Genomic DNA, 21,852 nt, shown 5'->3' with positions numbered 1-21,852 from the left:
CGTAAGGCGGGTTGGTGACGATGACATCGTACGAACGCTGCGGCACGGCGGCGGTCAGGTCGCCCTGCCGGATCGCGACCGACTGCCACGGCTTCGCCCTCAAGAGAGATCGCCGCCCCGCACACTGCCATCTCGTGCACCCTGATGGCCTGTGCCCTTGCGGCGTAGAACCTCGCATCGCTACACCCGCCCCGTCTCGTGTGAGGCTGGCATCCGTAGCCTCCCCATGGCCATCGCCCCCACCTGCCTATGCCCGAAGCCGGGCAGGACGTCAAGTGAGGCCGACGGTGATGCAGGGCGGCGCACGCTTGCTTGCGGTCCTCACGGCAGATCGCTTCCAGCTCTCCGCTGCGTGTCCACCGACCCGTACACGGCGGCGCTTCCCTCCAAGCCAGCGACACGTTGAACTGTTCGCCATAGATCGGGTAGTTGATCGTTGTGCAGACTCACCGTCAGACTGTTCTCGCCGTCGAGGGTGGCGGCTCGCTGATCTTCCTCATCGTCGGCATCGTCGTGGTAGCAGGGCTGCTCGCCACGTTCATCAGCGGCCGGCGCCGCGCTGACCTCCGCACCGAACCAACTGCACCGCCCCACCGCACTCCCCCAGTGTCGACGATTCGAGACCGGCCGATCGTTATGCGGCACACAGGCCCACACCGTGGTTCAAGTTCGTCCACGACCGATACAGCTTCTCCACGGCTGCACCACGAGGCAGGGCACCACAGCGCGGGCATTCGGACCGATCCACAGCAGGACCCGGCCGAGTGGCTGCCTCCGGCAGCCGACGCCCACTGCACCTACGCCACCTGCAACGCCTAAGCCGGGAAGCCGCGCGACTCCCCTTCCTCATTCAGACCGTGGTCGCCGGGTTCTCTGATCCGGTGGCGCGGTGGTGTTCGGCGTTGATGCGCTGGGCCTCTTCGAGCTGGTCTTCGAGGATGACGATGCGGCAGGCGGCCTCGACGGGCGTGCCCTGGTCGACGAGTTCCCGGGCGCGGGCGGCGATGCGCAGCTGATAGCGGGAGTAGCGGCGGTGGCCGCCCGTGGAGCGCAGCGGGGTGATGAGGCGTGCTTCGCCGATGGCGCGTAGGAAACCTTGTGTCGTGCCGAGCATCTCGGCAGCTCGGCCCATCGTGTAGGCGGGGTAGTCGTCGTCATCGAGACGGCTGAACGAATCGTCTGCTGCCATCTGCACCTCTCTGTGGAACGCGTGGAGGGGCCCGGGTGCCGTACTGGCACCCGGGCCCCGAAGGAACTGCTACACCATCTGCCGACCCTGATACTGCGTCGGCCTTCTGTTTCCACAGACCCGACCGAGTGACTGTCGGGACTGCCGGGATCGCGGTTGCTTGACCGGAGACCACCTCACTATCGATGTCCTGCGGTACCCGGACTCAGAATTCCGCCCGGGCGATCCTGATGGCGCTCGGTTCCTCCGTTCTTCCCTCGGTGATCAACTGCTTACCAAGCGGGTACTGCGAACTGCACTTGCTCGTACTGCGGTACTGCTCGCGGCGGCCCCTGATCACTGCGGGCCCCCCGGTCCGGTCGTCAGTCCCGTCGCCGTCCTGCAACAGCCCTGGCTTCGAAACTCCACGACCGCACCGTCTCCTGTAACTGCAACGCACGTACCGATGCCCGGCTGTTCGTCTCTGCCAGGCGCTGCCGTGCCCTTGAGCTACGAGAGAAACCATAACCACACCACCACACAATGTCTATGCCAGCTGACATAGATTTCCGCGTGTTCGAGGGTGAGGTAGTCGACCGTGAACGGAGATGGAGGACGGGAATAGGCCGGATTAACGGGCCGCAGGCGGGGCACATGCACTTCTCAGAGACGGCCGGGCATGACGATCCAGGGAGCGGGGTGACTTGATGGACGCGATGAGCGTCAGCACCGCGGGCTTCCGCTCGGCGGCATTAATCGGCGACGCACGCGACAACACCCGGGCTTCCTTGATCGGCACGTGCCAGCGTGCGCACCCCCGGCCTGAGCGGGGCACCGGAGGATTCAGCTGGCTATGGTCAACCGCCTGCTCGCGCTCCCAGGCGCCCGACGGCAAGCCCGTAAGCGCACCCCTCGCCCGGTAGCACCAAGGACGACAACGCGTCGAGGGAGATCAGACTAGGGAGGATGGATGCTGAGCACGTATCGACGGGGTACTGACAAGGTGACCGGCTCTTGGCTTTTGTCCGGCGGTAGCGACCGCCCCCGGACGGTAGGGCTCGCCGGAGCGTTGGCCGCAGCGGAGGCTGCGCCGCCGGTGGAATCACTCGATGTCGTCGCCCATATGCTCGGGCAGCGCCTCGACGCGACCGGAGTTTCCTTCCTCATCATGGATTTCACCGGTACGTCAGTGGTACGTCTGGGCGCCGCCGGGGATGTGGAGACCGATAAACCGGCCCAGCGCATCAGCTTGACCGGGACCCTGTACGACGAGGTCATCCGCACCCAGCAGCCGGCCGCGGAGACCAAGGACGGCGGGTGCACGGTGCGGGTCATCGCTCCGGTCACCAACCGAGGGGACGCCATCGGTCTGCTGGAGCTCTTCTTGCCCTCGGCACCCGATGAGAGCGCGATGCGGGAGATCGGCGAGACCGCGCACGCACTGGCCTACATCGTCATCGCGAACCGTTCGTACACCGATGTGTACCAGTGGGGACGCCGCACCAGACCGCTGAGCCTGGCCGCGGAGATCCAGCACCGCCTTCTGCCCTCTTCTCTCGCCTGCGAAGCCGCACAGTTCACGGTCGCCGGAGCCCTGGAGCCTGCCGACCATGTCGGAGGTGACACCTTCGACTACGTGATCGACCGCGACACCGTGCAGCTGTCCGTCACTGACGCGATGGGCCACGACGTCGACGCCGCACTACTCGCCACCCTCGCCGTGGGCGCGCTGCGCGGGGCCAGGCGGGCGGGCGCCGATCTGGCCGAACAGGCCCGCCAGGCCCATCAGGCGATGCTCGACCACGGCAGACAGGCATACGTCACCGGTCAGCTCCTGCGCATCAGCCTGCTCGATGGTGCAGTCGAGTTCCTCAACGCGGGCCACCCCTGGCCGCTGCGATTGCGCGACGGGAAGGTGGAGCAGCTCAAGGTCGAGATCGACATGCCGTTCGGCTTCCCGTTCCCGCACACTTACCGGGTCCAGCCACTGGACCTGAGGGCCGGTGACCGGTTGTTCATGTTCACCGACGGCATGCTCGAGCACAACGCTGGTCATATTGACCTGGACAGCCTGATCGTGCGTACCGGCAACCTGCATCCGCGCGAGGCCGCCCGCACGGTGATCGCGAAGGTCGTCGCCGCACATGAAGGCCACCTCAGGGACGATGCCACCATCATGTGCCTGGACTGGCACGGCGTCAGGCGCTCCCGACGGCATGCCGCCACCGGGGCAGATCTCACCGGCGCATCTCCCTCACCGACACCAGAGTTCTGACCTCTGAGGAGCGCGGGCCACTTCGCGGTGACCGCCTGGGGCAGCAGCACAGATCCCATGACCGGGGGATCACACACCCTGATGGCGGGTGCGGAGTCACTCTGCCCATGGGGCAGGCCAAGGTTCTCTGCCCACCCGATCTCAGCGAGCTTGGCGGCGTCGAACACGACGAGGCCAACCACCACCGCGTACAACGGCCCCAGTTCAGGCTCGACGGCGCCGATCCACGCGCTATCTCGACAGCGAGCAGCATGAACACCGGAACGGCAGCAGTCTCATCATGAGCCAGCCCGAGGTGGGCGGCATAAGGTCACACGGTCCCGCGAGGGCCGGCACCCTGGACGCTACGACTGCAGACCGCGCGTCTGGAGTCGATTCGACAATAACGACACCGAAGCGCCGGCCAGCCGCGCCAAAAAGGACTTGCCAGCACGAGGTTCGACACCGGCGACGTGGGCGTGTTCCTCGGCCTGGACACCGGCAATACCGCTCACCCCGGCCACGGACTGCCCACGGCCGACAAGAAGGTCTTCGACGAACCGCAGCCCACCAGAGAGCCCAGGCCGCAGGCCGTGTTCGACAACCTGACCGCGAAGTACAGCACCGTTCGGCTGTGCTGCGCAGGGCCAGTAGCGATGGTGTCGTAGCCGGTGAGGCGGAGTGCGCCGATGGCCAGTTCGCGCAGCGTGGCCGTGGCCCGGCGCCCTTTCCGTGACATGAGCCGGTGCTGGCTCGACGCGAGCGCGATCGGCGGGGACATCGCAGCGCGAGGGATCAGGAGGTGAAAACCGCGTCCTCAGTGCGTGCGTGCGGGGACCGGCCAGGGGCGGCGGGCAGGTGCCCCTGGCCGGAGCGAGAGCGCGATGGTTCGCTTCGGGCAGGAAACCGGAGCGGACACGGTCAGTTGCAGGCGTGGCCCCAGCCCATGTCGGGGCGCCAGGTCTTGGTGCTCGCGGTCCCGCCCTGCTTCTTCCAGGTGAACTTCGCCTGCACCTGGAAACTGTTGGTCGGCCACCTGCACGGGTTGACCGACGAGGTGCCTGCCAGGTCTTGGGTGCGGTGCCAGCCGTCGTTGTCCTTGGCGGACTTCACCGTCAGCGTCCTGGTGCCGTTGAAGCGCAGGAGCTTCACGTCGTTGACCGCGACCGTGTAGTTGCCACCGCCGGCGGTGTCTGTGATCTTCGCCCGTGCCCGGTATGTGTCGGCCTCGTCGTCCCACCATACGGTCGCACAGCGCTTGACCTGCTTGCCGTAGCACTCCCAGGTGCTGTCCGCGGACGCCATGGACGGTGTGAAGACGATCGATGCGCCCACCGCTGCGACGGTGAGCCCACCAGCCGTACCGATCCGGCCGAGTTGCTTGAGCCTCATGAGGTTCCCTTCCAATTCCCGCGGCCGTTGGACGGCCGCCGGGTCTCCAGCGCTGGCGACGGGAACGCTAGCCGGGAATCCGGGGTGAACCGTGAGGCGTGCGGTGCTGTTGCGCAGCCGTGACAACGTCCGGATTCGGCTGCCGCCGCCAGCCGACCGAGCCCCAGATCTTCCAGGGCGCGAGCGACGGCCGGCCAGGAGGTGACGTCTGGGCAGTACCCGGTGCGGTGGTTGGTGACTTCACTCTCAGCCCACCGGCCTGCCATGCGAACGAAGCTGAGGTCAGCGGCGCGGTGTGCGCACCCCGCGTTTGGCTTCGGGCGCGGGGACGCAGCCTTCTGGGACGGCGCGTAGAGGGAGAAGGCCCGCAGCGTTGCCCGGACACCTCGTGCGGGACGTGTCGCCGCCTGCGGCGCGGGGCTCTGGGGTGCGAAAGCCCGGCCGGGCGTGGGTGCTTGGCGTCGGTGTGGCAGTCGTGAGCGTGTTGCTCGTCGCGCTGATCGTCGTCGTGGCGCCGCGCCATCTCCTGGCCCAGGACACTGCCGGCGCCCGCGTTCCAGACCGCGCGAAGGCAATCAACGACATTCGGACCACGCTGCTGCAGGGGCTGGCCGGGGTGGCATTGCTTGTTGGAGCCTTCTTCACCAGGCGGCAATTGCAGGTGACGCGGCACGGACAGCTCAGCGAGCGGTTTACCGCGGCGGTGGAGCAGTTGGGCAACCCTGGCGTGGAGGTGCGCAGCGGTCGCGTTCCTCGGCTTCGGCCTGCTGCTGGGCTGCGACAGCCCGGCTCTGACAGTCCTGGCACAGCTGCGGGTGGGGCTCGCGCGACTGACCCTCAGTCCCGTACGTCGACCGCCGCCCACCATGCGTCGGTGAACTTCCGCCGCAGTCCCTACACACCGGGCGCCAGGCTTCCCGCTCCGCGGCTTCCCGTGCCTCGCGGCGCCGTTGCTCTTCTCCCGCTTCTGCGCGGCATCGGGCGAGGGCGGCGTCCCGGCGGGGTTGCCGATCGCGTCCCGGAGCGGCTCGCGGTGGTCGCGGCCGAATCGCCAGAAGGCGGGCCCGGCCGGGCCGTGTTCGCGCAGCAACTCCAGGGCGGTCGCCGGGTCCACGGCGGGTGAGTCGACGGACCATGATGCCGATCATCGCCCAGCGGCCGAAAGCCAATGGGGCCAGGCTTGTGTGGAGTGTGACCCGAGGAATCGGCAACCGCCTGCACCGCCACCATCTGATGCCAGTAGAAAGACCGACGCGGATTCGATGAAGAGTCCCGACTGATCAGGGCCGGAGCAGGCTCGGGCCCGAGTCGGCCGGGACGGCGGCTGCGACTTCCGCATAGTCCTCAAGAATCTGCAGCAGGTGAGGTAGCGGGACCAGCTCGCGTTCGCGTCGCACGAACGGACCAATGGCCTCCCACGTGCGGACGACTCTGTTGTTGAGCGTCATCAAGTAGCGGTCGTCGATGATGCCCAGCCGCCTGAGGATCACGAAGTTATGCAGGAAGAAGGCGACGTCATAGATAGCCTCCTGTGCCTCAGCAGGCAGGCCGGAGATCCCAAGATCAGGATCGTGTTCGGCCCCGAGCCGCTGGACGACATATCTGTGGTGTTGATGGAACGTCGGTGACCGGAAATCATTGGGCAACGCCAGGTATGCCGGAAGGTAGTTGGCGCGCTTCATGGACGACACCTGCTGGAAGGCGAAGTAGGTCGAACTGAGCAGCGCCAGTACGGACAGGCCGATCGCCACAGTATTGAGAATCACCGTTCATCCCCTCGCCCGCGAACCCGTCCATCGATAGACAGACCGGGCGGGGCGCCCGGTTCCCCGAAGTGCACATGACGGCCACGCTGTGAGACGAAACTGGGAGGTCTCCGAGGACTTGGAGCCCGCGTGGCCGGTGACGACAGTCGACCAGCGACCGGTGCCGTGGCACGCGCACGCGAAAAGACCGCGGCCGCCATGACCGGCGCTGCCGCCGCCTGGCTGAGGGCTCCGAACAACGACCGGCTGCCCCTCGCTGGCGCCGGGCGCGGTCCTGGAGGGCGGTGAAGTCCAGCCGCCCGTCACGCGGCACGACGAGCTGGCCCCCGAGAACAGTCCTTGCCCCGCTCTGCCACGGCGTCGGCGAGGTCGGGGAAGCCAAGCCCGGCGATGACAACGGAGTGCGGAGCCCGCTGGAGCGACGCGGACGGGCGCGGGATTCAGGCGCCGTGGTGTGAGCGGGAGGTGGGGGGGGACGGCGAGCGGTGAGTCGGCCCCCACCCTGCCACCGGCCACCGGCCACCTGCCACCTGCCACCTGCCACCTGCCACCTGCCACCTGCCACCTGCCACCTGCCACCTGCCACCTGAAGACGGCTTCAGGTGGCTTCAGGTTGTCTTCAGGATCACTCCGTCACTGTGGATCTTGTCGAGCCCACCGCCTCGCACCAACCGACGCGCCGTCAATTGGCGTGCCAGGAGGAACTTTCCGATATGCAGCCCCTCATCGATCACGCCCGGTCCTTCTACCTACAGTCCGCGGCACGACCCGAGGAGTTTGCCCGTCTGGCCGAGGGCCAGTCCCCGCAGGTTCTGTTCATCACCTGTTCCGACTCCCGGGTCGTCCCCTCATTGATCACCGGGGCCCGTCCTGGTGAGCTCTTCGAGCTGCGGACCGCGGGCAACATCGTCCCTCCGTACGCCTCCGAGCAGCCCACGGGCGAGGCGGCCACCATCGAGTACGCGGTGGAGGTGCTCGGAGTCCAGGACATCGTCGTCTGCGGCCACTCGCACTGCGGCGCAGTGGGCGCTCTGCTACGCGGTGACGACCTGACCTCCGTCCCCGCGGTGCGCGACTGGCTCGCGCACGCGACGCCCCGGCCCGACGGGGAGGTGGAAGACCCGGCCGTCGCCCAGGCCGTGCAGAACCACGTGCTGACACAGCTGTTGCGACTTCGTTCCCATCCTTACGTCGAAAGCCGCCTCGCGCAGAACCAACTCCGCCTGCACGGTTGGTTCTACGAAGTGCACACGGGGTCCGTACTGGCCCATGACGTGCACGGCGACGCCTTCCAGGCCCTGTGAGCGCGACCATGGACCACCGGACGAAATTCCCTCATCTGCGGCAGGACTTCGCCGCCTCGCTCGTCGTGTTCCTGGTCGCCCTGCCGCTGTGCGTGGGCGTCGCCGTGGCCTCCGGTGTGCCGGCCGAACTGGGCCTGATCACCGGCATCGTGGGCGGTCTGGTCACCGGCATGATGCGCGGCAGCAGCTTCCAGGTCTCGGGCCCTGCCGCCGGACTGACCGTTCTGGTCTTCGAGGCCGTGCAGGAATTCGGGCTGCCCGCACTCGGGGTGATCGTGCTCGCGTCCGGCCTTCTCCAACTGGCCATGGGAGCTTTCAGACTGGGGAGCTGGTTCCGGGCCATCTCGGTCTCGGTCGTCGAGGGCATGCTCGCCGGCATCGGACTCGTGATCATCGCGGGCCAGTTGTACGCGGCGGCCGGCACGACGGCCCCGGCCTCCGGCCTGGGTAAGATCTCCGGGCTGCCCCGGGCACTGGTCGATGCCGCCGGGAACACTACTGCCCTCGCATCCCTCGCTCTCGGCGCGGGCACCATCGCCGTCATGCTGGTGTGGAAGCGGATGCCGCGGCCCATACGGTCCGTTCCGGCGGCACTCGCCGCGGTCGCGCTGGCCACACTGGCGTCTCTGGCATTCGCCATGCCGGTAGACACGGTCGAGGTGCAAGGGCTGGCCGGCTCCATTCAACTGCCCGGGCTCGACGCCATCGGTGGGCTCGCCGACGTGAGCGTGCTCGGGACAGTTCTGGCCTTCACCCTGATCGCGTCGGCCGAGAGCCTGTTCAGCGCGGCGGCCGTGGACCGGCTGCACGACGGGCCGCGCACCGAGTACGACAAGGAGCTCATCGCCCAGGGCACAGGCAACGTCGTGAGCGGGTTCCTCGGCGCGCTGCCGATGACCGCGGTCATCGTGCGCAGCTCCGCCAACGTCCAGGCAGGCGCGCGGACCAAGGCCTCGCGCGTCCTTCATGGCGTATGGCTGCTCCTGTTCGCGGCGTTGCTCCCCTTCGCACTGGCGCTCATCCCGATCCCGGCCCTCGCGGGCATCCTCGTCCATGCGGGGTGGAAGCTCATCCCGCTGCGTTCGACAGTGACGCTGTGGCGCGCGCACCGGGGCGAGGCGCTGATCCTGGTGGTCACCGCGGTGGCGATCGTCGCGGTGAACATGTTCGAGGGTGTTCTGATCGGCCTGGCGCTGTCCGTGGCGAAGACCGCCTGGCAGGCCTCGCACATCAGGCTGGAGGTCACCGACAAGGGCGCCGGCCCCATCGAGGCGCGTCTGACGGGCAATGCGACCTTCCTGCGGCTGCCGAAGATCCTCGACAACCTGGAGGCGCTGCCTCAAGACCGTCCCATCCGGCTGGATCTCTCGGGCCTGCACCACCTCGACCACGCGTGCGGGACGGCGCTGGAGAACTGGTCGGCGCGGCACAGTGCGGCCGGGACCGAGCCGGTGAAGGTCACTGAGCTGCCGTTGGAGCGGGCAACGTCCGGCTGACGCGCCCTCCCGCGGGAGCGTAGCGTCCCTCGCTCGGGCCCCTGTCTGACGTGGCGGGGCCCGAGAGAGGGACGCTGGTCGGCGATCGGGGCTCAGGTTCCGGGCGCCGCGGAGTGTCCTGGTGTCGCCGCTCCCCCCAGCGCCGACAAGGCGGTTCGATCGCTTTCCGGCGCCCTGACACAGTGGCGCACTGTGACAGACGTCGAGACTTTGACCGCTGCGAACGTGCAGCTCATGCAGGGCCTGGCTGGCACCCGGACGACCGAACGGACCAACCGCAGCGCTCAGTTGCAGGGCTGGCGGACGCTGGAGCGGCTGCCGGCCTACGCACCCGAACTCAATCCGATGGAACTGCTGTGGTCGGCGACACCATCTCCGGAGGGCCTGGCGACGACACCATCGACGGCGGCAACGGCGGCAACGGAGCCGACATCCTGATCGGCGGGCCCGGCAACGACACCAACTACGGCGAGACCCTCCTCGGCAGCCTGCGCTACCTGTTCGACAACGGCAACGACACCATCTACGGCGGCATCGGCACCGATACCATGAGCGGCGCCCTGGGCAACGACAACATCGACGTCCAGGACGGAGCGAGCAGCGACATCGCCAACGGCGGCCTCGGCTCCGACACCTGTGCCACCGACGCAGGCAACACCACCAGCCGCGGAAGCCGAGAAGTTCAACTTCTCGTCCAAGCCGCTCAAGGCCGCCCACAACCGTGACGCCGGACTCCTGCTCAAGAGCTTCTACGCCAAGAACAGGATGCTCGCCGACACCAAGGACGACGCGTTCCTCGTGAAGATCACATCCTGACGGCGTTGGGGGCGGCCGACGCACGGCGGCCGCCCCCAACCTCGGGTCAGCCCACGGGGAAGAACTGCACCAGATAGCACTCCACCCCAGCGACCCGCTCCTGTGACTCCCGCAGCTCAACAAGCTCGGAACGACCGGTGCAGTGCGCGCGCACCCGCCACAGGCCTTTCCTGCCGAGCTCGATCAGGTCGTCGGTGCGTCCCAACGAGGGTGTCCACACGGCGACATCACCGCTCACCAAGTCAAACCCCACCTCGCCCCGCACATCCCACGCCGCGTCATCCTCCACGGGCGGGTCCCCGTCCCAGACCTGCACCGTCACCGCCGCAGTGTGGGTGTGGCCGGCACTGCAGAGATCGAAATCCAAGCAGCCCTGCGTGAGTTCCTCAGCCACCCTGGGCCATCTCCTGGGGACTGGACCGCATTGCAGGCAATGCGGGAGCGAGTCGGTACTGCAGCCAGGGGGATTGCGGACGCGTTCCGCATTCGAGTGGCCGGCGATCTGGCCCGCATCGTCGAACAGGGCCGCACCAACTGAGGGCGAGCTGAGCTGACGGCGAACCCCGCCGCGGACACCTAACGTCCAGAGAGATCACTTGAGTCGAGGTATCCGGCCCGGATGCCTCCTTGAGTGGCGGTGCCTCGAGACAGCCAGGGCCGCACGTGCCAACCATGCGACACGCCACGTTCTTTCATCACCCCGCAGCGGTTAGACTTCACGTTGATTTCTGGATAAGCCGTCTAAGATGAATGGATAGATGGAAGGAAGGCTGCCTGCTGGGACGCGTGCCCCAGCGACACGACAGCAACTCGGAGCGAGTAGAAGCCGGAACCGCCCATGAACGCCGCACAGCAGTCAGCCCTCCCCCTCCCTGCCCTGTACGACCGTTCCGGAAAGCTCTACTCCCTGGACGATCCCCGCTGGCGCGGCGAGGATGGCAGTCCCTTGGCCGTCGATGCACTGCGGGGCCTTCGTCCCGAGCAGATCGACACCGCCGATCGGTCCCTGTGGCGTTACCACGCGGCCCTGCCCGTCTCGGCCGTCCGCCGGGTGAGCCTGGGCGAAGGGTGTACGCCGATGGTTCCGGTCGACTGGGCCGGCCGACGCGTCCACTTCAAGCTGGAGTGGTTCAACCCGACCTCCAGCTTCAAGGACCGGGGCGTATCGGTGATGATGTCGCACCTCGCGGCCCACGGCGCCGAGCGCGTATTGGAGGACAGTTCGGGCAACGGCGGTTCCGCGGTGGCCGCCTACGCCGCCGCGGCCGGAATCCGCGCCAAGATCATCGTTCCCGCCGCCACCTCGGCGGCCAAGATCCTCCAGGCCCGCGCCTACGGAGCCGAGGTCGAGCTCGTGGGCGGGACACGCGACGAAGTCTCCGACGAGGCGATCCGGCAGTCGGAGCAGATCCCCTACGCCAGCCACAACTGGCACCCCATGTTCATCCAGGGCACCAAGACCATCGCCTACGAGATGTGGGAGTCCCTCGGCTTCACCGCACCGGACAACGTAGTCCTCGTGGCCGGGGCCGGTAGCAACGTCATCGGGTGCGATCTTGCGTTCAGTGAACTGCTCGTCGCCGACCAGATCGACAAGCGCCCGCGCCTGTTCGTCGGACAGCCCGAGCACTGGGCGACCATCGCCGACACGTTCAACGGCATCGACCCGGCTGGCCACGGCGAGCGGGTGCCGACGATCGCCGAGGGCGCGTCCATCGCCCACCCGGTCCGGTTGCCCGAGGCGGTAGAGGCCATCCGCCGTTCCGACGGCGCCGCCTACGCCGTCCCCGAGGCGGAGATTCACGCCGCGGTCCGAGCCCTGAGCGCGCGCGGCCTGTACGCCGAACCGACCAGCAGCGTCGCCGCGGCGACTCTCGATCACTTCATCGCAACCGGGGAGATCGCTCCGGACGAGACGACCGTGGTCGTGCTCACCGGTGCGGGACTGAAGTCCGCCGAAAAGATGGCCGCGGTGTTCGCCGGACACGGTAACGATGCCCAGGAATCGAGCAGCACGCGATGACCCACTCCACCGGTCGGCCAGATGACGAACGCGCCAACCAGCCCGTCGTACCAAAAGACGAGCGCTTCGTACCGGAAGACGAGCACCTCGTGCGTGAGGCCGAGCGCATTGCTGTCGCCCTCGGCCGCATGTTTCCCGGTCTGTGCGAGGTCGTCCTGCACGATCTGCGCCGCCCCGACAACGCCATCCGCACCATCGAGAACAACCTGTCCGGACGGCAGATCGGCGACTCCGCCACCGAACTGGGCCTACGCCGCATCGCGGACCCTGACTATCCCAGCGTTATTCAGAACTACAGCAATCAGTTCCCCGACGGGCGCCCGGCCAAGAGCACTTCGATCGGCATCAAGAACGCCGAGGGACGGTACGTCGCGGCGCTGTGCCTGAACCTGGACGTCAGCACGCTGTCTCCGCTGGCCTTGACCCTCGCCAACCTCGTCGCCCCCGACACCGAACACCAGGGCGAGACCCTGGAGACGCTGCGTGCCCGCACCGGACGCGAACTCCGCTCGGCCATCGACTCCTTCGCGGCGCAGCGCTCCAGCACACCGCGCGGCCTGAACCGTGGCCAGAAACGCGAGCTGGTACGCCGACTACACAGCGAGGGCTTCTTCGAGACCCGCAGCTCCGCACAACTCATCGCCGACCAACTCGGCGTCTCCCGGGCGACCGTCTACAACTACACGAAGCAACCAGACCGATGAACACCCTGGCAACCGGCCGCGACATGCCCCCTGCCCCAGGAGGCGCATCCATGACGAACTCCCCGACCCACCGGACGACCGCCACCGGCAGCATCCCGCATCTACGACGACTCGACGTACGACAAGCATGGTTCGGGCAGTAGCGGGTCAGCCAAGGGCCAGAGCGGCCGCGCTCCCGCGAACGGCCAGGCTGCACTGGTCCGATCCATCCCGCTGGGCGACCCGAACAACCCTGCCAAATTCCGGCGCCTGGGCGTGGATCACGTCAACAACGAGATCGTGGTTCTTGACAGGCACGAGTACACAACCGACAAGAAACGGCAAGATCATCAATGATCAACAACCCCAAGAAGCAGAAGGTACGCCCGCCACCGTGCGACTGATTTCCGATGGAGGAGAGTCGATGCCGTCCAAGTGGGACTGGGAAAGCGGCGAGGGCGTGTCGCATATCGACGACCCCGCAGAGGTTGACGCCGCCTTTGAGCGAGGTGAGTGGCCACTCGGTTCGGCGGTGATCGGGCTGGCCTTCAACTGCTCGCTGGAGCAGGCATCACCTCGGATCGTCAGGGCGATGCAGTTGCCGGATCTCGATCAGCGCGGATTCGCGTTCACCGCAGTCGGTGCCGCGGCGCGACTCAATGGCCGATTGACCCCCGAACTGTACGCCGCGCTGGGCGCGGAGGGCCCCAAAAGCATCGCCGAGTACGCCATCAAGGACACCCTGACCTTCGTGCCGTTCCGGCAGCTGTCTCCGCGGTTCAAATGGTGGAAGGTCGCATCAGGGATCCGCAACAAGCTAGAGAGCTGGTGGCTTCGGTCCGGGGAGACGGTCGAAGACGTATGGAAGGCCCTGCGTCGACGACGCTGACATGAAGGAGCGCCGGTCGTGCCATCCGAGTGGAGCTGGGAGAGCGGCGAGGGTCTGCTGAGCCTCGACGACCCCCCGCCGAGTGGAACGCCGCGTACGAACGCGGCGAGCCGCGACTCGGTACGGCGGCCATCGGGCTGGCCTTCAACTGCGCGTTGGCAGAAGCCTTGCCGCGCATCGTCAGAGCGGTGCAGCTGGTGGACCACGGTCAGCGCGGGTTCGCCTACCCCGCGGTAGGCATGGCAGCACGCCCTATGAATCGCCGACGGCGCCAACAGAGTCGGGAATGCTGATTGAGTAGGGTCTTCAGGACGGTGTTCGCGTTGGGTGTGCGGCGTCGTAGCAGTGTCGGTTGTTGTTGATCTCGTGGCGGTGTGTGGTGGCCCATGCTCCGAGAGCGATGACGGAATCCAGGAGTGTCGCGCCGAGTTCGGTGAGCGTGTAGTCCACGCGTGGGGGAACGCTGGGGTGGACGGTGCGGGTCAGCAGGCCGTCGCGTTCGAGTTGCCGCAGTGTCAGGGTGAGCATGCGCTGGGAGATGCCGTTGACGGTGCGGTGTAGTTCGCCGAACCGCAGGGTGCGGTCGCGGAGTTGCCCGATGATCAGGATGCTCCACTTGTTGCCGATCAGCCCGAGGATCTGGAGCACCTGCCGGCACGCTTCCTCGTCCGGCTCGCGGCCGATGTCTGCTGCCGGGGGTTGCATGGAGTCGCGGTGCTGCGGGGCCGGGGAGGTGTTCCTGCGGGGCGCCAACGGTTACCTCCGTGTGCGTCACTGACATAAATGTGCCGTCTTGCTGCGGCCATCCTAGTAACAAATCATGGGGCCACGAACAGACAGTAAGTGACCGGCGCCGGGGCTAGGTAGCACCGGTCCGATCGCGGTGATCGGAGAGGATCTGTCGTGGTGAAGACGCTCGTTATTGTCGGTGCCGGTCCGGGGCTGGGGATGGGGGTGGCCCGCGCGTTCGGCCTCCAGGGGTTCCAGGTCGGGTTGATCGCCCGTACCGAGGGGAAGCTGGACACCCTGGTCGGTGAGCTGGCCGAGCTGGGCATCACCGCTGCCGCGTTTCCTGCCGATATCCGCGATCGTGACGCGCTCACCACTGCCCTCGCTGCGGCGAGGGACAGGCTGGGACCGATCGACGTGCTCGAATACAGTCCCAGCCCGACCGGACCGATCACCCACGCCGCACAGACCACGGCCGACTCCGCCTCCGCGCAGTTCGAGCTGCATGTGCTGGGCGCGGTGACGGCCGTAGGCCAGGTGCTGCCGGAGATGCTGGCCCGAGGCGACGGCACCCTGTTGCTCACCACCGGCGTCTCCTCGACGGTCCCCGCACCCTTTCTGGCCAACGTGGGCATGGCCATGGCCGGCTTGCGGAACTGGGCACACACCCTTCACGCCGAACTCAAGCAGCAGGGAATCTACGCGGGCACGGTGACGATCGCTTCCGGGGTCATCTCCGGTGGCGGCGAGGCCGACCCTGACGCCATCGGCGCCCGCTACTACAGCATGTACCAGCAGAGGAACCGCGTCGAAGAGGTCATCGGAGACCTGGACTCCTTCCGATCCCTCGTCGCCCAGACAGGTGGGCACGACACTCCGGCCGCACCGATCAGCACCGCACGCTAGGCGGCATCCTCGCCGGGGCGTTCAACCAGGCGACCGCGTTCGAAGCGGGCTCCGGTGCGGACGAGGGCGACGAGGTGGGGTGCATTCACGGCCCGGGCCTGGGCGGAACCTTGGTGCGCAGGCGGACGGTTGCAAAGGATATGTAGCTGTTGACTTCATCTTCCAGGGCGGCGGTCAGCATCCGCCGGGCGCCCTCGCGGAGGATCTCGTCGATCAGGGAGCCGTTTGGCGTGGAGCCGTCAGCATTGACTACCGTGAGCACGGGCGTGCCTTCCCTACCGACGCACCAACGTCGGACCACTCGATGACCATCACAGGATCATTCGGGAAGGTACGCCCTTCGCGTTGCGTCCCCGACACTGATCCACAGGTCATGAGCATTGCTCGACGAATTGGCTTCGCAACCCCCGTGCTGCACAGGAGGTCCTGTCTTCCTGCGCCCAACCGGCCGAAATCACCTGCCCAGGCAACCTGTTCGTCCAGAACCGCCCTCACGATCGATAGGACTACGGCTGCCGTGCAGGTTCGCCAGTGGTCGCCCACGACCGCCACTGTTGGTGTCAGCCGGTGATGTCAGCGGGCACTGGAGGCGGCCCGGGCAAGGGGGCGGAAGTTGATTCGTTCGCGCACCACGGGGAAACCGGCCTTGGTGAAGTTCGCGGCCATCGGGAAGTTGCCCCGGTCCGTGGCGCCGGTGACGACCTCCGCGCCCTGTTCCACCAGGAAGTGGGTGCACTCGGCGAGGAGGTCGTAGGCGTAACCATGGCCGCGATGCTCCGGCAGGACGCCGATGAAACCGATGGTCGGTCCGGAGGGGTTGTGCGCCGGGATGTGGATGCCGGCCAGTTCGCCTTCCGGGGTGCGGGCGAGCTGCCACCATTCCCGCGGGGACGGGCACCAGTGGAAGAATTCCAGTTCTTCCCGCGCGGCCTGGTCGAGGCCGCCCTCCTCGATGGCCTTCAGCGCGTGGGCGTCCAGCGTGGCCGCGTGGATGCGGCGCAGCGCGTCGAAGAAGAGCGCGTCGTCGGCTTCGGGGCCGAAGACGAGGCGTCCGGGCCGCTCGGGCAGCCCGCGTTCCGGGGTCCAGCGGTACAGGAAGCGTTCCACCAGAAGCTCGTAGCCGGCGGCCCGGGCGGCGGCGAAGCGAGTCTCGGCGGCCGCGGCCAGGGCGGGGTGCTCGCGCCAGTCGCCGGGCAGGTTGAGCTCGAGTTCGACCCGCCACGGGGCGGAGCGCAGGAGTTCGGCCCCCGCCTCGACCTCGCCCTCGGCGACGTCGAACCAGTTGAGGTTGATGGGTTCCTCGTCATCGGGACCGCCCCACCAGGCGCCGCGGGCGACGACGGCGCCGTCGCGCAGGGCCACCCGCTTCCAGTGGGGGCGGTGCGTGGTCCGCTGGTGCGCGGCACGGGCGTTCAATGGGTCGGGGTGCGCGTCGAACAGATGGGCGTCGCTCTCGGCGAGCGCGCGGATGACCGTATCGGTCATGGGTTCCTCCGGGATGCGTACGGCAGGAGCGCTCCCGGTCGAATCAGAGGTGCCACACCGGGGTAGCAGGGAGGGAGCGCTGGATGGTTGAGAACTGCACGGCACTCGCCTCCTTCCGTTCGCCTCACGCGGCGTGGTCCGGAGCCATACGCTACTTGGCCACCGACAGGTCCGTCCACGGAAATGGCGAACCGTGCCGACGAAGCCCCTAGCCTCGCCGTTTCACCTGGTTTGCGGCTGATGGGGCAGAAACCCGAAAGTGCCTTCCTGACCTGGGGCGATGAACTTCGCACTAGAACTGCGACAATAGGACCCCCAGGGCAGACGAGCTGGCTTGGCAACCCTAGTGCTGCAACGGAGGTCCTGCCTTCCTGCGCCCAACGGTCCCTGCATGCCGCGCACGATGGCGAGGGCGGCCTCCAGCTGACCTCGGGCGCGTCGCTGTTCATCAGGACCGTGGTCATCTCTGCCATCACGTTGTTCACGTTCGACGCCACCATGGTGTGGACCAGGCTGTTGCCCGCGAGCAGCCGCAGCGTGTCGGTGCGGGCTCGGTGCGCTTTGCGGGCGGCAGCCGCAGCCGTCCAATGGCCTGCCGCTTCTCGAGAACGACCACGTTTGCCCCGGCTGGCTTTCCCTATCCCGCCGCCCCCTTCAACCGTCGCTGCCCGAGCCGTACCCACCCCCGTTCAAGGCGACACGACGCGAAAACAACCACCCCACGTGGACCACGAGTTGGAGGATCAGGCGCCGCAACTGTGCTCCGTTGCGCGTCCGATGCGTCGTACGAAGGCACTCCTTCTGCCTCCAGCCCCGACGCTCCCACGTTAGAACTACGCAGGCCCGAAGCCCGCTTCCGCCCTGGGCACCCCCACACTGGTCCTGCGCATGCCCGCCTGGGGTTCCCGGTCCCCTCTCCCCGGAGGAAGACCGGCGTGGCCCCCCCCCGGTCACCCGGTCACCCGACGGACGGGGCTCTGCCGTCGTCGTGACAGCCCAGCCGCACTCCCTGCGAGCGTGTGTCGGCCTCCGGCCGGCAGCACACGAGATCTTGAAGCATCAGCTGTGAGCTTGCCGAACTTGAGGTACGTTCCGCCGAGTTCGCCCGCACCACCAGCTGCCCCATTGGCCACCAACTCCGCGGTTCTAGTTCGGTCATCCGCACGAAGGCGTGGGGTCGGATCTTGCGGCGTCACATGGCCCGACCGTCGCTGGACATGGAAGCGGCCCCGCTCCCCCACTGGTGCTGCGACCGGGATGGTCCAGTGTGATCGGAAGGCGGCTCGCGGGACGAGCGCACACGCAACGGCTGGTATTACTGGGGCATGCAGGAAGAGACGGCACGCTCCGCGATCGACACGTTCATCTCCGCGTTCAACGCCTCGGACGACAGCTATGTGACTGCCCTACTTTCCCAGGCCCTGACCTCAGACGTGGTCTTCTGGGGGCCGTTGGGTCGCAGCGAAGGAATCGCGGCGGTCGAGCGGTTCGTGCTGGACATCCGGCGCCACCCGGCGGGGACCGGCACGATGGTGCGCTGCTCAGCGGTGGACATGCCTGACGAGTGGGCCCGGTACCAGTGGGTCTTCACCACGCCGGATGGAGGCCCCCGCCTGGCGGGAACGGACGTCGTCCATCTGCGGCGGAGCCTCATCGACCAGGTCATCGTCTTCGCGGGGGAAATCAAGCCGTCCGCCTCCTGAGTCGTCCTTCTCTCGCTGTCCTTCTCGTGAACTTGTCCCCTTCGGCACTCCGGGGCTGCGGTTCGCGGGTCGGTCAGGCTGCGGCTTTGAGGGGGCGTCCGCCCCAGCGCATGCCCTTCTCGCTGCGGATGCGCGCGCGTTCCTTACGTTGGGCAGCAAGTACGTCGGGGTTGCGGGCGTTGGCGTTGCGCCGGCGCAGCTAGCGGTGCAGTGCCTGGGTTTGCGTGGGGTGGCTGCGGTGGTGGGAGTTGGCCAGGGCGAACTGCCGCAGCGGGCCGAAGTGGGCCTCGATCGAGTTGACCAGGGATGCGTAGGTCGGGGTGAAGCACAGCTCGACCTTGTTCTTCTTCGCCCAGCGGCGGATGTCGGGGCCGGTGTGGGCGGAGAGGTTGTCCAAGATGATGTAGATCGGGGCGCCGTCGGGTCGGGCGGCACGACTCGACTTGAGCGCGGCCAGGGTGTCGGCGGTGCCCTTGCGGTGGCGGTTGACGCCCCGCAGGCGGTCGTCGCCCACGGAGTAGCAGCCGTGGAAGTAGGTGACGCCGTGGGTGCGGCGGGGTAGGTCGCCGGCAGCCGGTTTGGCTTGCCCCGCTTCGCCCAGCAGGAGCCTGCGGTGGGCCGGATCCCCAACGGCCCGAACTCGTCGAAGGCGAAGACCTGGTCCGGAAAGCGGTCCAGAACCTGCTCGATCCGGTCGAGCTTGGCGTCGCGATGAGGGTCGGGCGATTCCTTCCATGTCTTGGTGCGCTGGAAGGTGATGCCGCGGCGCCGGAGCAGGCACCGTAAGGCTTCACGGCCGATGCGGATGACACGTCCGTGCACTTCCCGCAGGTAGGCGGCGAGTTTGCGGATCGACCAGCGGGTGAAGGGCTGGCCGAGCCTGGTGGGGCGGGTGGTGGCCGTCAGGATGACGAAGTCCTTGTCGCCAGGGGTGAGCAGGCGGGGACGCCCCCCGCCCGCTGAGGGGCCAAGCAGGCCAGGCCGATCTCGTTGAAGTGGCTTTGTTCACGAGAACCGGCTCCGGCACAGATCTTGGGGAGCCGTCGCGGAGCGTCATCGGGCAGATCGCTCCGCAGCTGAGCTCACACTTGTTCTTGGTAGATCCTGATCTGCTGGGGATGGGAGTGGCGGATGACTGTCCAGAATTCTTGGCGGCCAAGGCCGTCGGCCCAGCGGTCGAGTTCGTCGTCCGTGTCGTAGAAGAACCAGGACTCGAAGTGCCCCAGGTCCCGAAGCTGAGGGACGGGGTCGTATCGAAGTTCGCAGTGGAGCTGGATGTAATGATCATGCTCGCCGGAAGCGTCATTGATCTCGAACTGCCGGGCAAGGTCCAGCGTGAAGACGGGTGGTCCCTCGAAGGCGTGAGTCCCGTACTGGAAGAGAAGGCCATCAGCGTCCGGCGTGTCCGCGGTGTCGAATCGTTGGGAGCCGAAGCGTACGAACCTGAGCCACACCTCGTCCAAGTCCAGTTCGGCCAGGGGCTGCTGCCCACGGCTCAGCTCATGTTGAAGTCGCTCCTCGGCCCGGCCTATGGGCAGTCTCCTCGACATCCCTGTCCTTCGCGGTCTCGACGGAATCTGTGGCCTCGCGGCGATCTTCTCAGCCCACCACACTCGCTGAAGTGATCAGGGTTGGCTGCAGAACCCTGCGTCGGCCTGCATGACCAGCACCGTCACCGCTCACCGCGGTCACCGGAGAAGTCGAGCACAGATCTGACGGAGCGTCACTTCCTGCTGCAAGGCAGGAAGGCGTACGCCGTCTCACGTGAGTCTGGGTCCTTGCAATCGCCGCGGTGACGCTCCGCGACGACTCCCCAAGATCTGTGCCAGAGCCGAGAAATGACATTTGGGCGTGGGACGAACCGCTGTCCGGGGTATGCCCTGCGTGGTGACGCTGCGCGCTGTCGGTGATGCGTCAGTGGTTGATGAGAGCGGCGTGAGTGCGCTGACGCCTGCCCATGGAGGGCTTTCTGCAGCTTCACCGGTCACTTCTGGGATGCCGGGACGAGAGCGGGCGCGGCCTTGAAGGAGATGGCCTCCATGAGCGGCTTGCGCTTGGTGTTATGGAAGGCCGCGATGCGCCACTGGCCGTCCTGCTCCCGGACCAGGGTGTAGGTCTGGACCTTGGTCAGTTTCTTGGGCTTGCTGCCCTTGTAGCTGTCGCCGCGGCCGGTGATCACGGCGGTGTCCGGACCGTAGAAGCGGACGTCCAGGATCTCGTCGGCGAGCTGTGTGCCCTTGAGGAATTTGGCGAACAGCGTGCGGTGGCTGTCGGTGATGTCGCGGCGGCCCTGGTAATACGTGCCGACGAAGGTGACGTAGGTGGCGTCCTGCGTGAACTGCGCACCGTACGTGTCGGCGTCGTGGCGTCGCCAGGCGTCGATGAGTGAGGCGATCACCGTGGTGACGGCATTCCGGTCGTCCGTGGTGGGCATAGATTCTCCAGGTAGTTACACTGGTACAGATATTGCAGGTAGACAGTATCTGCACATGTGCAGCTATTTACGCAAGGGGCACCCAGGGACATGGCAGACCCGACGCCGGCAGACGAGCACTTGGCCTTCCGTCAGTACCTCGACGCAGTGGGACTCCACGGCATGGCCGGGGCGGAAGCGGTAGGGCTCAGCGCCTCCGAGTGGTATGCGCTCAGCCAGATCGCTTTGGAAGGCACGCTCACCTCGGGAGAACTGGCCGCACGCACCGGTCTCACCACCGGGGCGACCACTCGCCTGATCGACCGCCTGGAGCGAGCCGGATTCGTCCGCCGGGCCGCCGATCCGGATGATCGACGCAAGGTCATCGTCGAGCCGGTGGCCGACTCACTCGACCAGATCGAGAAGGTGATCGGGCCTGCCCGGCGCCAGATCGCCGAGGTTCTCGACCTATACACGCCAGACCAACGCGCCATTCTCTTCGACTACTTCGCTCACGCCGCCCCTGCTTTCCGAGCGGCCACCGAGGAGATCCGGGACGCAGCAGCACACGGTCGTCAGCGCAAGGGAGGCGCTGCGGCCCGCCGCTCGTGAGGGTGGCGGGCCGCCGAGTCAGAACCGGCAGGTGCCAGCTGGACTTGGCGGATCGTCGAGCGGTGGGCGCGCTGGCAGCCGCTGCGCCGCCTGCACCGGCAGACCGCGCACACCAGCCCAGGGCCACCTGCGGGATCCGGCAGGAAATTCGTTCCGTCGTCCGGCTGCTGGAATGGCTCCCAGCACAGGGCAGCAGTCAGCAGCAGTGCTTTC

Annotated in this window: 20 protein-coding genes and 2 pseudogenes; 12 read left to right on the top strand and 10 right to left on the bottom strand. The window is 67.2% G+C overall.

Features of this window, described 5'->3' with window-relative positions; all coding sequences use genetic code 11:
• Positions 1-850: 850 nt before the first annotated feature.
• On the bottom strand, positions 851-1,189 hold the full coding sequence (locus AC07AG_RS05240) for a helix-turn-helix domain-containing protein (RefSeq protein WP_478751962.1): 339 nt from the start codon (positions 1,187-1,189) through the stop codon (positions 851-853).
• A 1,075-nt stretch (positions 1,190-2,264) separates the two neighbouring features.
• Here AC07AG_RS05240 and AC07AG_RS05235 point away from each other — a divergent pair.
• Both AC07AG_RS05235 and AC07AG_RS05230 read left to right on the top strand, forming a co-directional pair.
• Complete coding sequence (locus tag AC07AG_RS05235) at positions 2,265-3,443, top strand: PP2C family protein-serine/threonine phosphatase (protein ID WP_478751961.1); 1,179 nt, start codon at positions 2,265-2,267, stop codon at positions 3,441-3,443.
• A 452-nt stretch (positions 3,444-3,895) separates the two neighbouring features.
• Positions 3,896-4,090 (top strand): hypothetical protein, encoded by a 195-nt coding sequence (locus AC07AG_RS05230; RefSeq protein ID WP_478751959.1) that lies wholly within the window; start codon positions 3,896-3,898, stop codon positions 4,088-4,090.
• 253 nt (positions 4,091-4,343) lie between these two features.
• Here AC07AG_RS05230 and AC07AG_RS05225 read toward each other — a convergent pair whose 3' ends face one another.
• Positions 4,344-4,814, bottom strand: coding sequence for a hypothetical protein (locus AC07AG_RS05225; protein WP_249592611.1), 471 nt, complete (start codon positions 4,812-4,814; stop codon positions 4,344-4,346).
• 475 nt (positions 4,815-5,289) lie between these two features.
• Here AC07AG_RS05225 and AC07AG_RS05220 point away from each other — a divergent pair, with 475 nt between their 5' ends.
• Positions 5,290-5,937, top strand: a complete 648-nt coding sequence (locus AC07AG_RS05220; RefSeq protein WP_478751957.1) for a hypothetical protein — start codon at positions 5,290-5,292, stop codon at positions 5,935-5,937.
• A gap of 157 nt (positions 5,938-6,094) precedes the next feature.
• Here the strand turns inward: AC07AG_RS05220 and AC07AG_RS05215 are convergent, their stop codons facing one another.
• On the bottom strand, positions 6,095-6,565 hold the full coding sequence (locus AC07AG_RS05215) for a hypothetical protein (RefSeq protein ID WP_478751955.1): 471 nt from the start codon (positions 6,563-6,565) through the stop codon (positions 6,095-6,097).
• Between the two features lie 728 nt (positions 6,566-7,293).
• On the opposite strand from AC07AG_RS05215, the gene AC07AG_RS05210 reads away from it, so the two are divergent.
• From AC07AG_RS05210 to AC07AG_RS05200, 3 genes are all read left to right on the top strand, one after another.
• Complete coding sequence (locus AC07AG_RS05210) at positions 7,294-7,884, top strand: carbonic anhydrase (RefSeq protein ID WP_478751953.1); 591 nt, start codon at positions 7,294-7,296, stop codon at positions 7,882-7,884.
• 8 nt (positions 7,885-7,892) lie between these two features.
• On the top strand, positions 7,893-9,380 hold the full coding sequence (locus AC07AG_RS05205) for a SulP family inorganic anion transporter (RefSeq protein WP_478751951.1): 1,488 nt from the start codon (positions 7,893-7,895) through the stop codon (positions 9,378-9,380).
• A gap of 356 nt (positions 9,381-9,736) precedes the next feature.
• A complete protein-coding gene (locus AC07AG_RS05200) occupies positions 9,737-10,105 on the top strand; it encodes a hypothetical protein (protein WP_478751949.1) in 369 nt (122 codons plus the stop codon).
• Between the two features lie 137 nt (positions 10,106-10,242).
• Here AC07AG_RS05200 and AC07AG_RS05195 read toward each other — a convergent pair whose 3' ends face one another.
• Positions 10,243-10,590 (bottom strand): hypothetical protein, encoded by a 348-nt coding sequence (locus AC07AG_RS05195; protein WP_478751947.1) that lies wholly within the window; start codon positions 10,588-10,590, stop codon positions 10,243-10,245.
• A gap of 444 nt (positions 10,591-11,034) precedes the next feature.
• On the opposite strand from AC07AG_RS05195, the gene AC07AG_RS05190 reads away from it, so the two are divergent.
• From AC07AG_RS05190 to AC07AG_RS05180, 3 genes are all read left to right on the top strand, one after another.
• The gene (locus AC07AG_RS05190) at positions 11,035-12,219 is read left to right on the top strand and encodes a threonine synthase (protein WP_478751945.1); all 1,185 of its coding nucleotides are present in this window, start codon (positions 11,035-11,037) and stop codon (positions 12,217-12,219) included.
• The gene (locus tag AC07AG_RS05185; RefSeq protein WP_478751943.1) at positions 12,216-12,923 is read left to right on the top strand and encodes a helix-turn-helix transcriptional regulator; all 708 of its coding nucleotides are present in this window, start codon (positions 12,216-12,218) and stop codon (positions 12,921-12,923) included. Before AC07AG_RS05190 ends, AC07AG_RS05185 begins: the two co-directional genes overlap by 4 nt.
• Before the next feature lie 286 nt (positions 12,924-13,209).
• A complete protein-coding gene (locus AC07AG_RS05180; RefSeq protein WP_478751941.1) occupies positions 13,210-13,791 on the top strand; it encodes a hypothetical protein in 582 nt (193 codons plus the stop codon).
• Between the two features lie 306 nt (positions 13,792-14,097).
• Here the strand turns inward: AC07AG_RS05180 and AC07AG_RS05175 are convergent, their stop codons facing one another.
• On the bottom strand, positions 14,098-14,496 hold the full coding sequence (locus AC07AG_RS05175; RefSeq protein WP_478752241.1) for a winged helix-turn-helix transcriptional regulator: 399 nt from the start codon (positions 14,494-14,496) through the stop codon (positions 14,098-14,100).
• A gap of 198 nt (positions 14,497-14,694) precedes the next feature.
• On the opposite strand from AC07AG_RS05175, the gene AC07AG_RS05170 reads away from it, so the two are divergent.
• On the top strand, positions 14,695-15,426 hold the full coding sequence (locus AC07AG_RS05170; RefSeq protein ID WP_478751939.1) for an SDR family NAD(P)-dependent oxidoreductase: 732 nt from the start codon (positions 14,695-14,697) through the stop codon (positions 15,424-15,426).
• Positions 15,427-15,562: 136 nt separating this feature from the next.
• Here AC07AG_RS05170 and AC07AG_RS05165 read toward each other — a convergent pair.
• Positions 15,563-15,688 (bottom strand): annotated as a pseudogene (locus tag AC07AG_RS05165) (IS256 family transposase); the annotation flags it as partial.
• Between the two features lie 311 nt (positions 15,689-15,999).
• Complete coding sequence (locus tag AC07AG_RS05160) at positions 16,000-16,911, bottom strand: GNAT family N-acetyltransferase (RefSeq protein ID WP_478751937.1); 912 nt, start codon at positions 16,909-16,911, stop codon at positions 16,000-16,002.
• Between the two features lie 1,325 nt (positions 16,912-18,236).
• Between AC07AG_RS05160 and AC07AG_RS05155 the strand changes: the two genes are divergently transcribed.
• Positions 18,237-18,614, top strand: coding sequence for a nuclear transport factor 2 family protein (locus AC07AG_RS05155; RefSeq protein WP_053663874.1), 378 nt, complete (start codon positions 18,237-18,239; stop codon positions 18,612-18,614).
• A gap of 73 nt (positions 18,615-18,687) precedes the next feature.
• On the opposite strand, the pseudogene AC07AG_RS05150 reads toward AC07AG_RS05155, so the two are convergent.
• The 3 genes and pseudogenes from AC07AG_RS05150 to AC07AG_RS05140 all read right to left on the bottom strand — a co-directional run.
• Positions 18,688-19,609: pseudogene (locus tag AC07AG_RS05150) on the bottom strand (IS630 family transposase); the annotation flags it as partial.
• 87 nt (positions 19,610-19,696) lie between these two features.
• Positions 19,697-20,164: a hypothetical protein gene (locus AC07AG_RS05145; protein WP_478751934.1), complete on the bottom strand. Its 468-nt coding sequence runs from the start codon at positions 20,162-20,164 to the stop codon at positions 19,697-19,699.
• 434 nt (positions 20,165-20,598) lie between these two features.
• The gene (locus AC07AG_RS05140) at positions 20,599-21,048 is read right to left on the bottom strand and encodes an SgcJ/EcaC family oxidoreductase (protein ID WP_478751932.1); all 450 of its coding nucleotides are present in this window, start codon (positions 21,046-21,048) and stop codon (positions 20,599-20,601) included.
• 90 nt (positions 21,049-21,138) lie between these two features.
• Here AC07AG_RS05140 and AC07AG_RS05135 point away from each other — a divergent pair, with 90 nt between their 5' ends.
• A complete protein-coding gene (locus AC07AG_RS05135) occupies positions 21,139-21,639 on the top strand; it encodes a MarR family winged helix-turn-helix transcriptional regulator (protein ID WP_478751931.1) in 501 nt (166 codons plus the stop codon).
• Positions 21,640-21,852: the final 213 nt, after the last annotated feature.

The organism is Streptomyces sp. NPDC044044 (assembly GCF_056434405.1).
This window is presented reverse-complemented; position numbering and strand designations above follow the sequence as displayed.

Coding starts and splice junctions, on each gene's coding strand:
- AC07AG_RS05240 (WP_478751962.1), bottom strand. CDS start 1,189: ATGGCAGCAGACGATTCGTTCAGCCGTCTCGATGACGACGACTACCCC.
- AC07AG_RS05225 (WP_249592611.1), bottom strand. CDS start 4,814: ATGAGGCTCAAGCAACTCGGCCGGATCGGTACGGCTGGTGGGCTCACC.
- AC07AG_RS05210 (WP_478751953.1), top strand. CDS start 7,294: ATGCAGCCCCTCATCGATCACGCCCGGTCCTTCTACCTACAGTCCGCG.
- AC07AG_RS05205 (WP_478751951.1), top strand. CDS start 7,893: ATGGACCACCGGACGAAATTCCCTCATCTGCGGCAGGACTTCGCCGCC.
- AC07AG_RS05190 (WP_478751945.1), top strand. CDS start 11,035: ATGAACGCCGCACAGCAGTCAGCCCTCCCCCTCCCTGCCCTGTACGAC.
- AC07AG_RS05185 (WP_478751943.1), top strand. CDS start 12,216: ATGACCCACTCCACCGGTCGGCCAGATGACGAACGCGCCAACCAGCCC.
- AC07AG_RS05175 (WP_478752241.1), bottom strand. CDS start 14,496: ATGCAACCCCCGGCAGCAGACATCGGCCGCGAGCCGGACGAGGAAGCG.
- AC07AG_RS05160 (WP_478751937.1), bottom strand. CDS start 16,911: ATGACCGATACGGTCATCCGCGCGCTCGCCGAGAGCGACGCCCATCTG.
- AC07AG_RS05155 (WP_053663874.1), top strand. CDS start 18,237: ATGCAGGAAGAGACGGCACGCTCCGCGATCGACACGTTCATCTCCGCG.
- AC07AG_RS05145 (WP_478751934.1), bottom strand. CDS start 20,164: ATGTCGAGGAGACTGCCCATAGGCCGGGCCGAGGAGCGACTTCAACAT.
- AC07AG_RS05140 (WP_478751932.1), bottom strand. CDS start 21,048: ATGCCCACCACGGACGACCGGAATGCCGTCACCACGGTGATCGCCTCA.
- AC07AG_RS05135 (WP_478751931.1), top strand. CDS start 21,139: ATGGCAGACCCGACGCCGGCAGACGAGCACTTGGCCTTCCGTCAGTAC.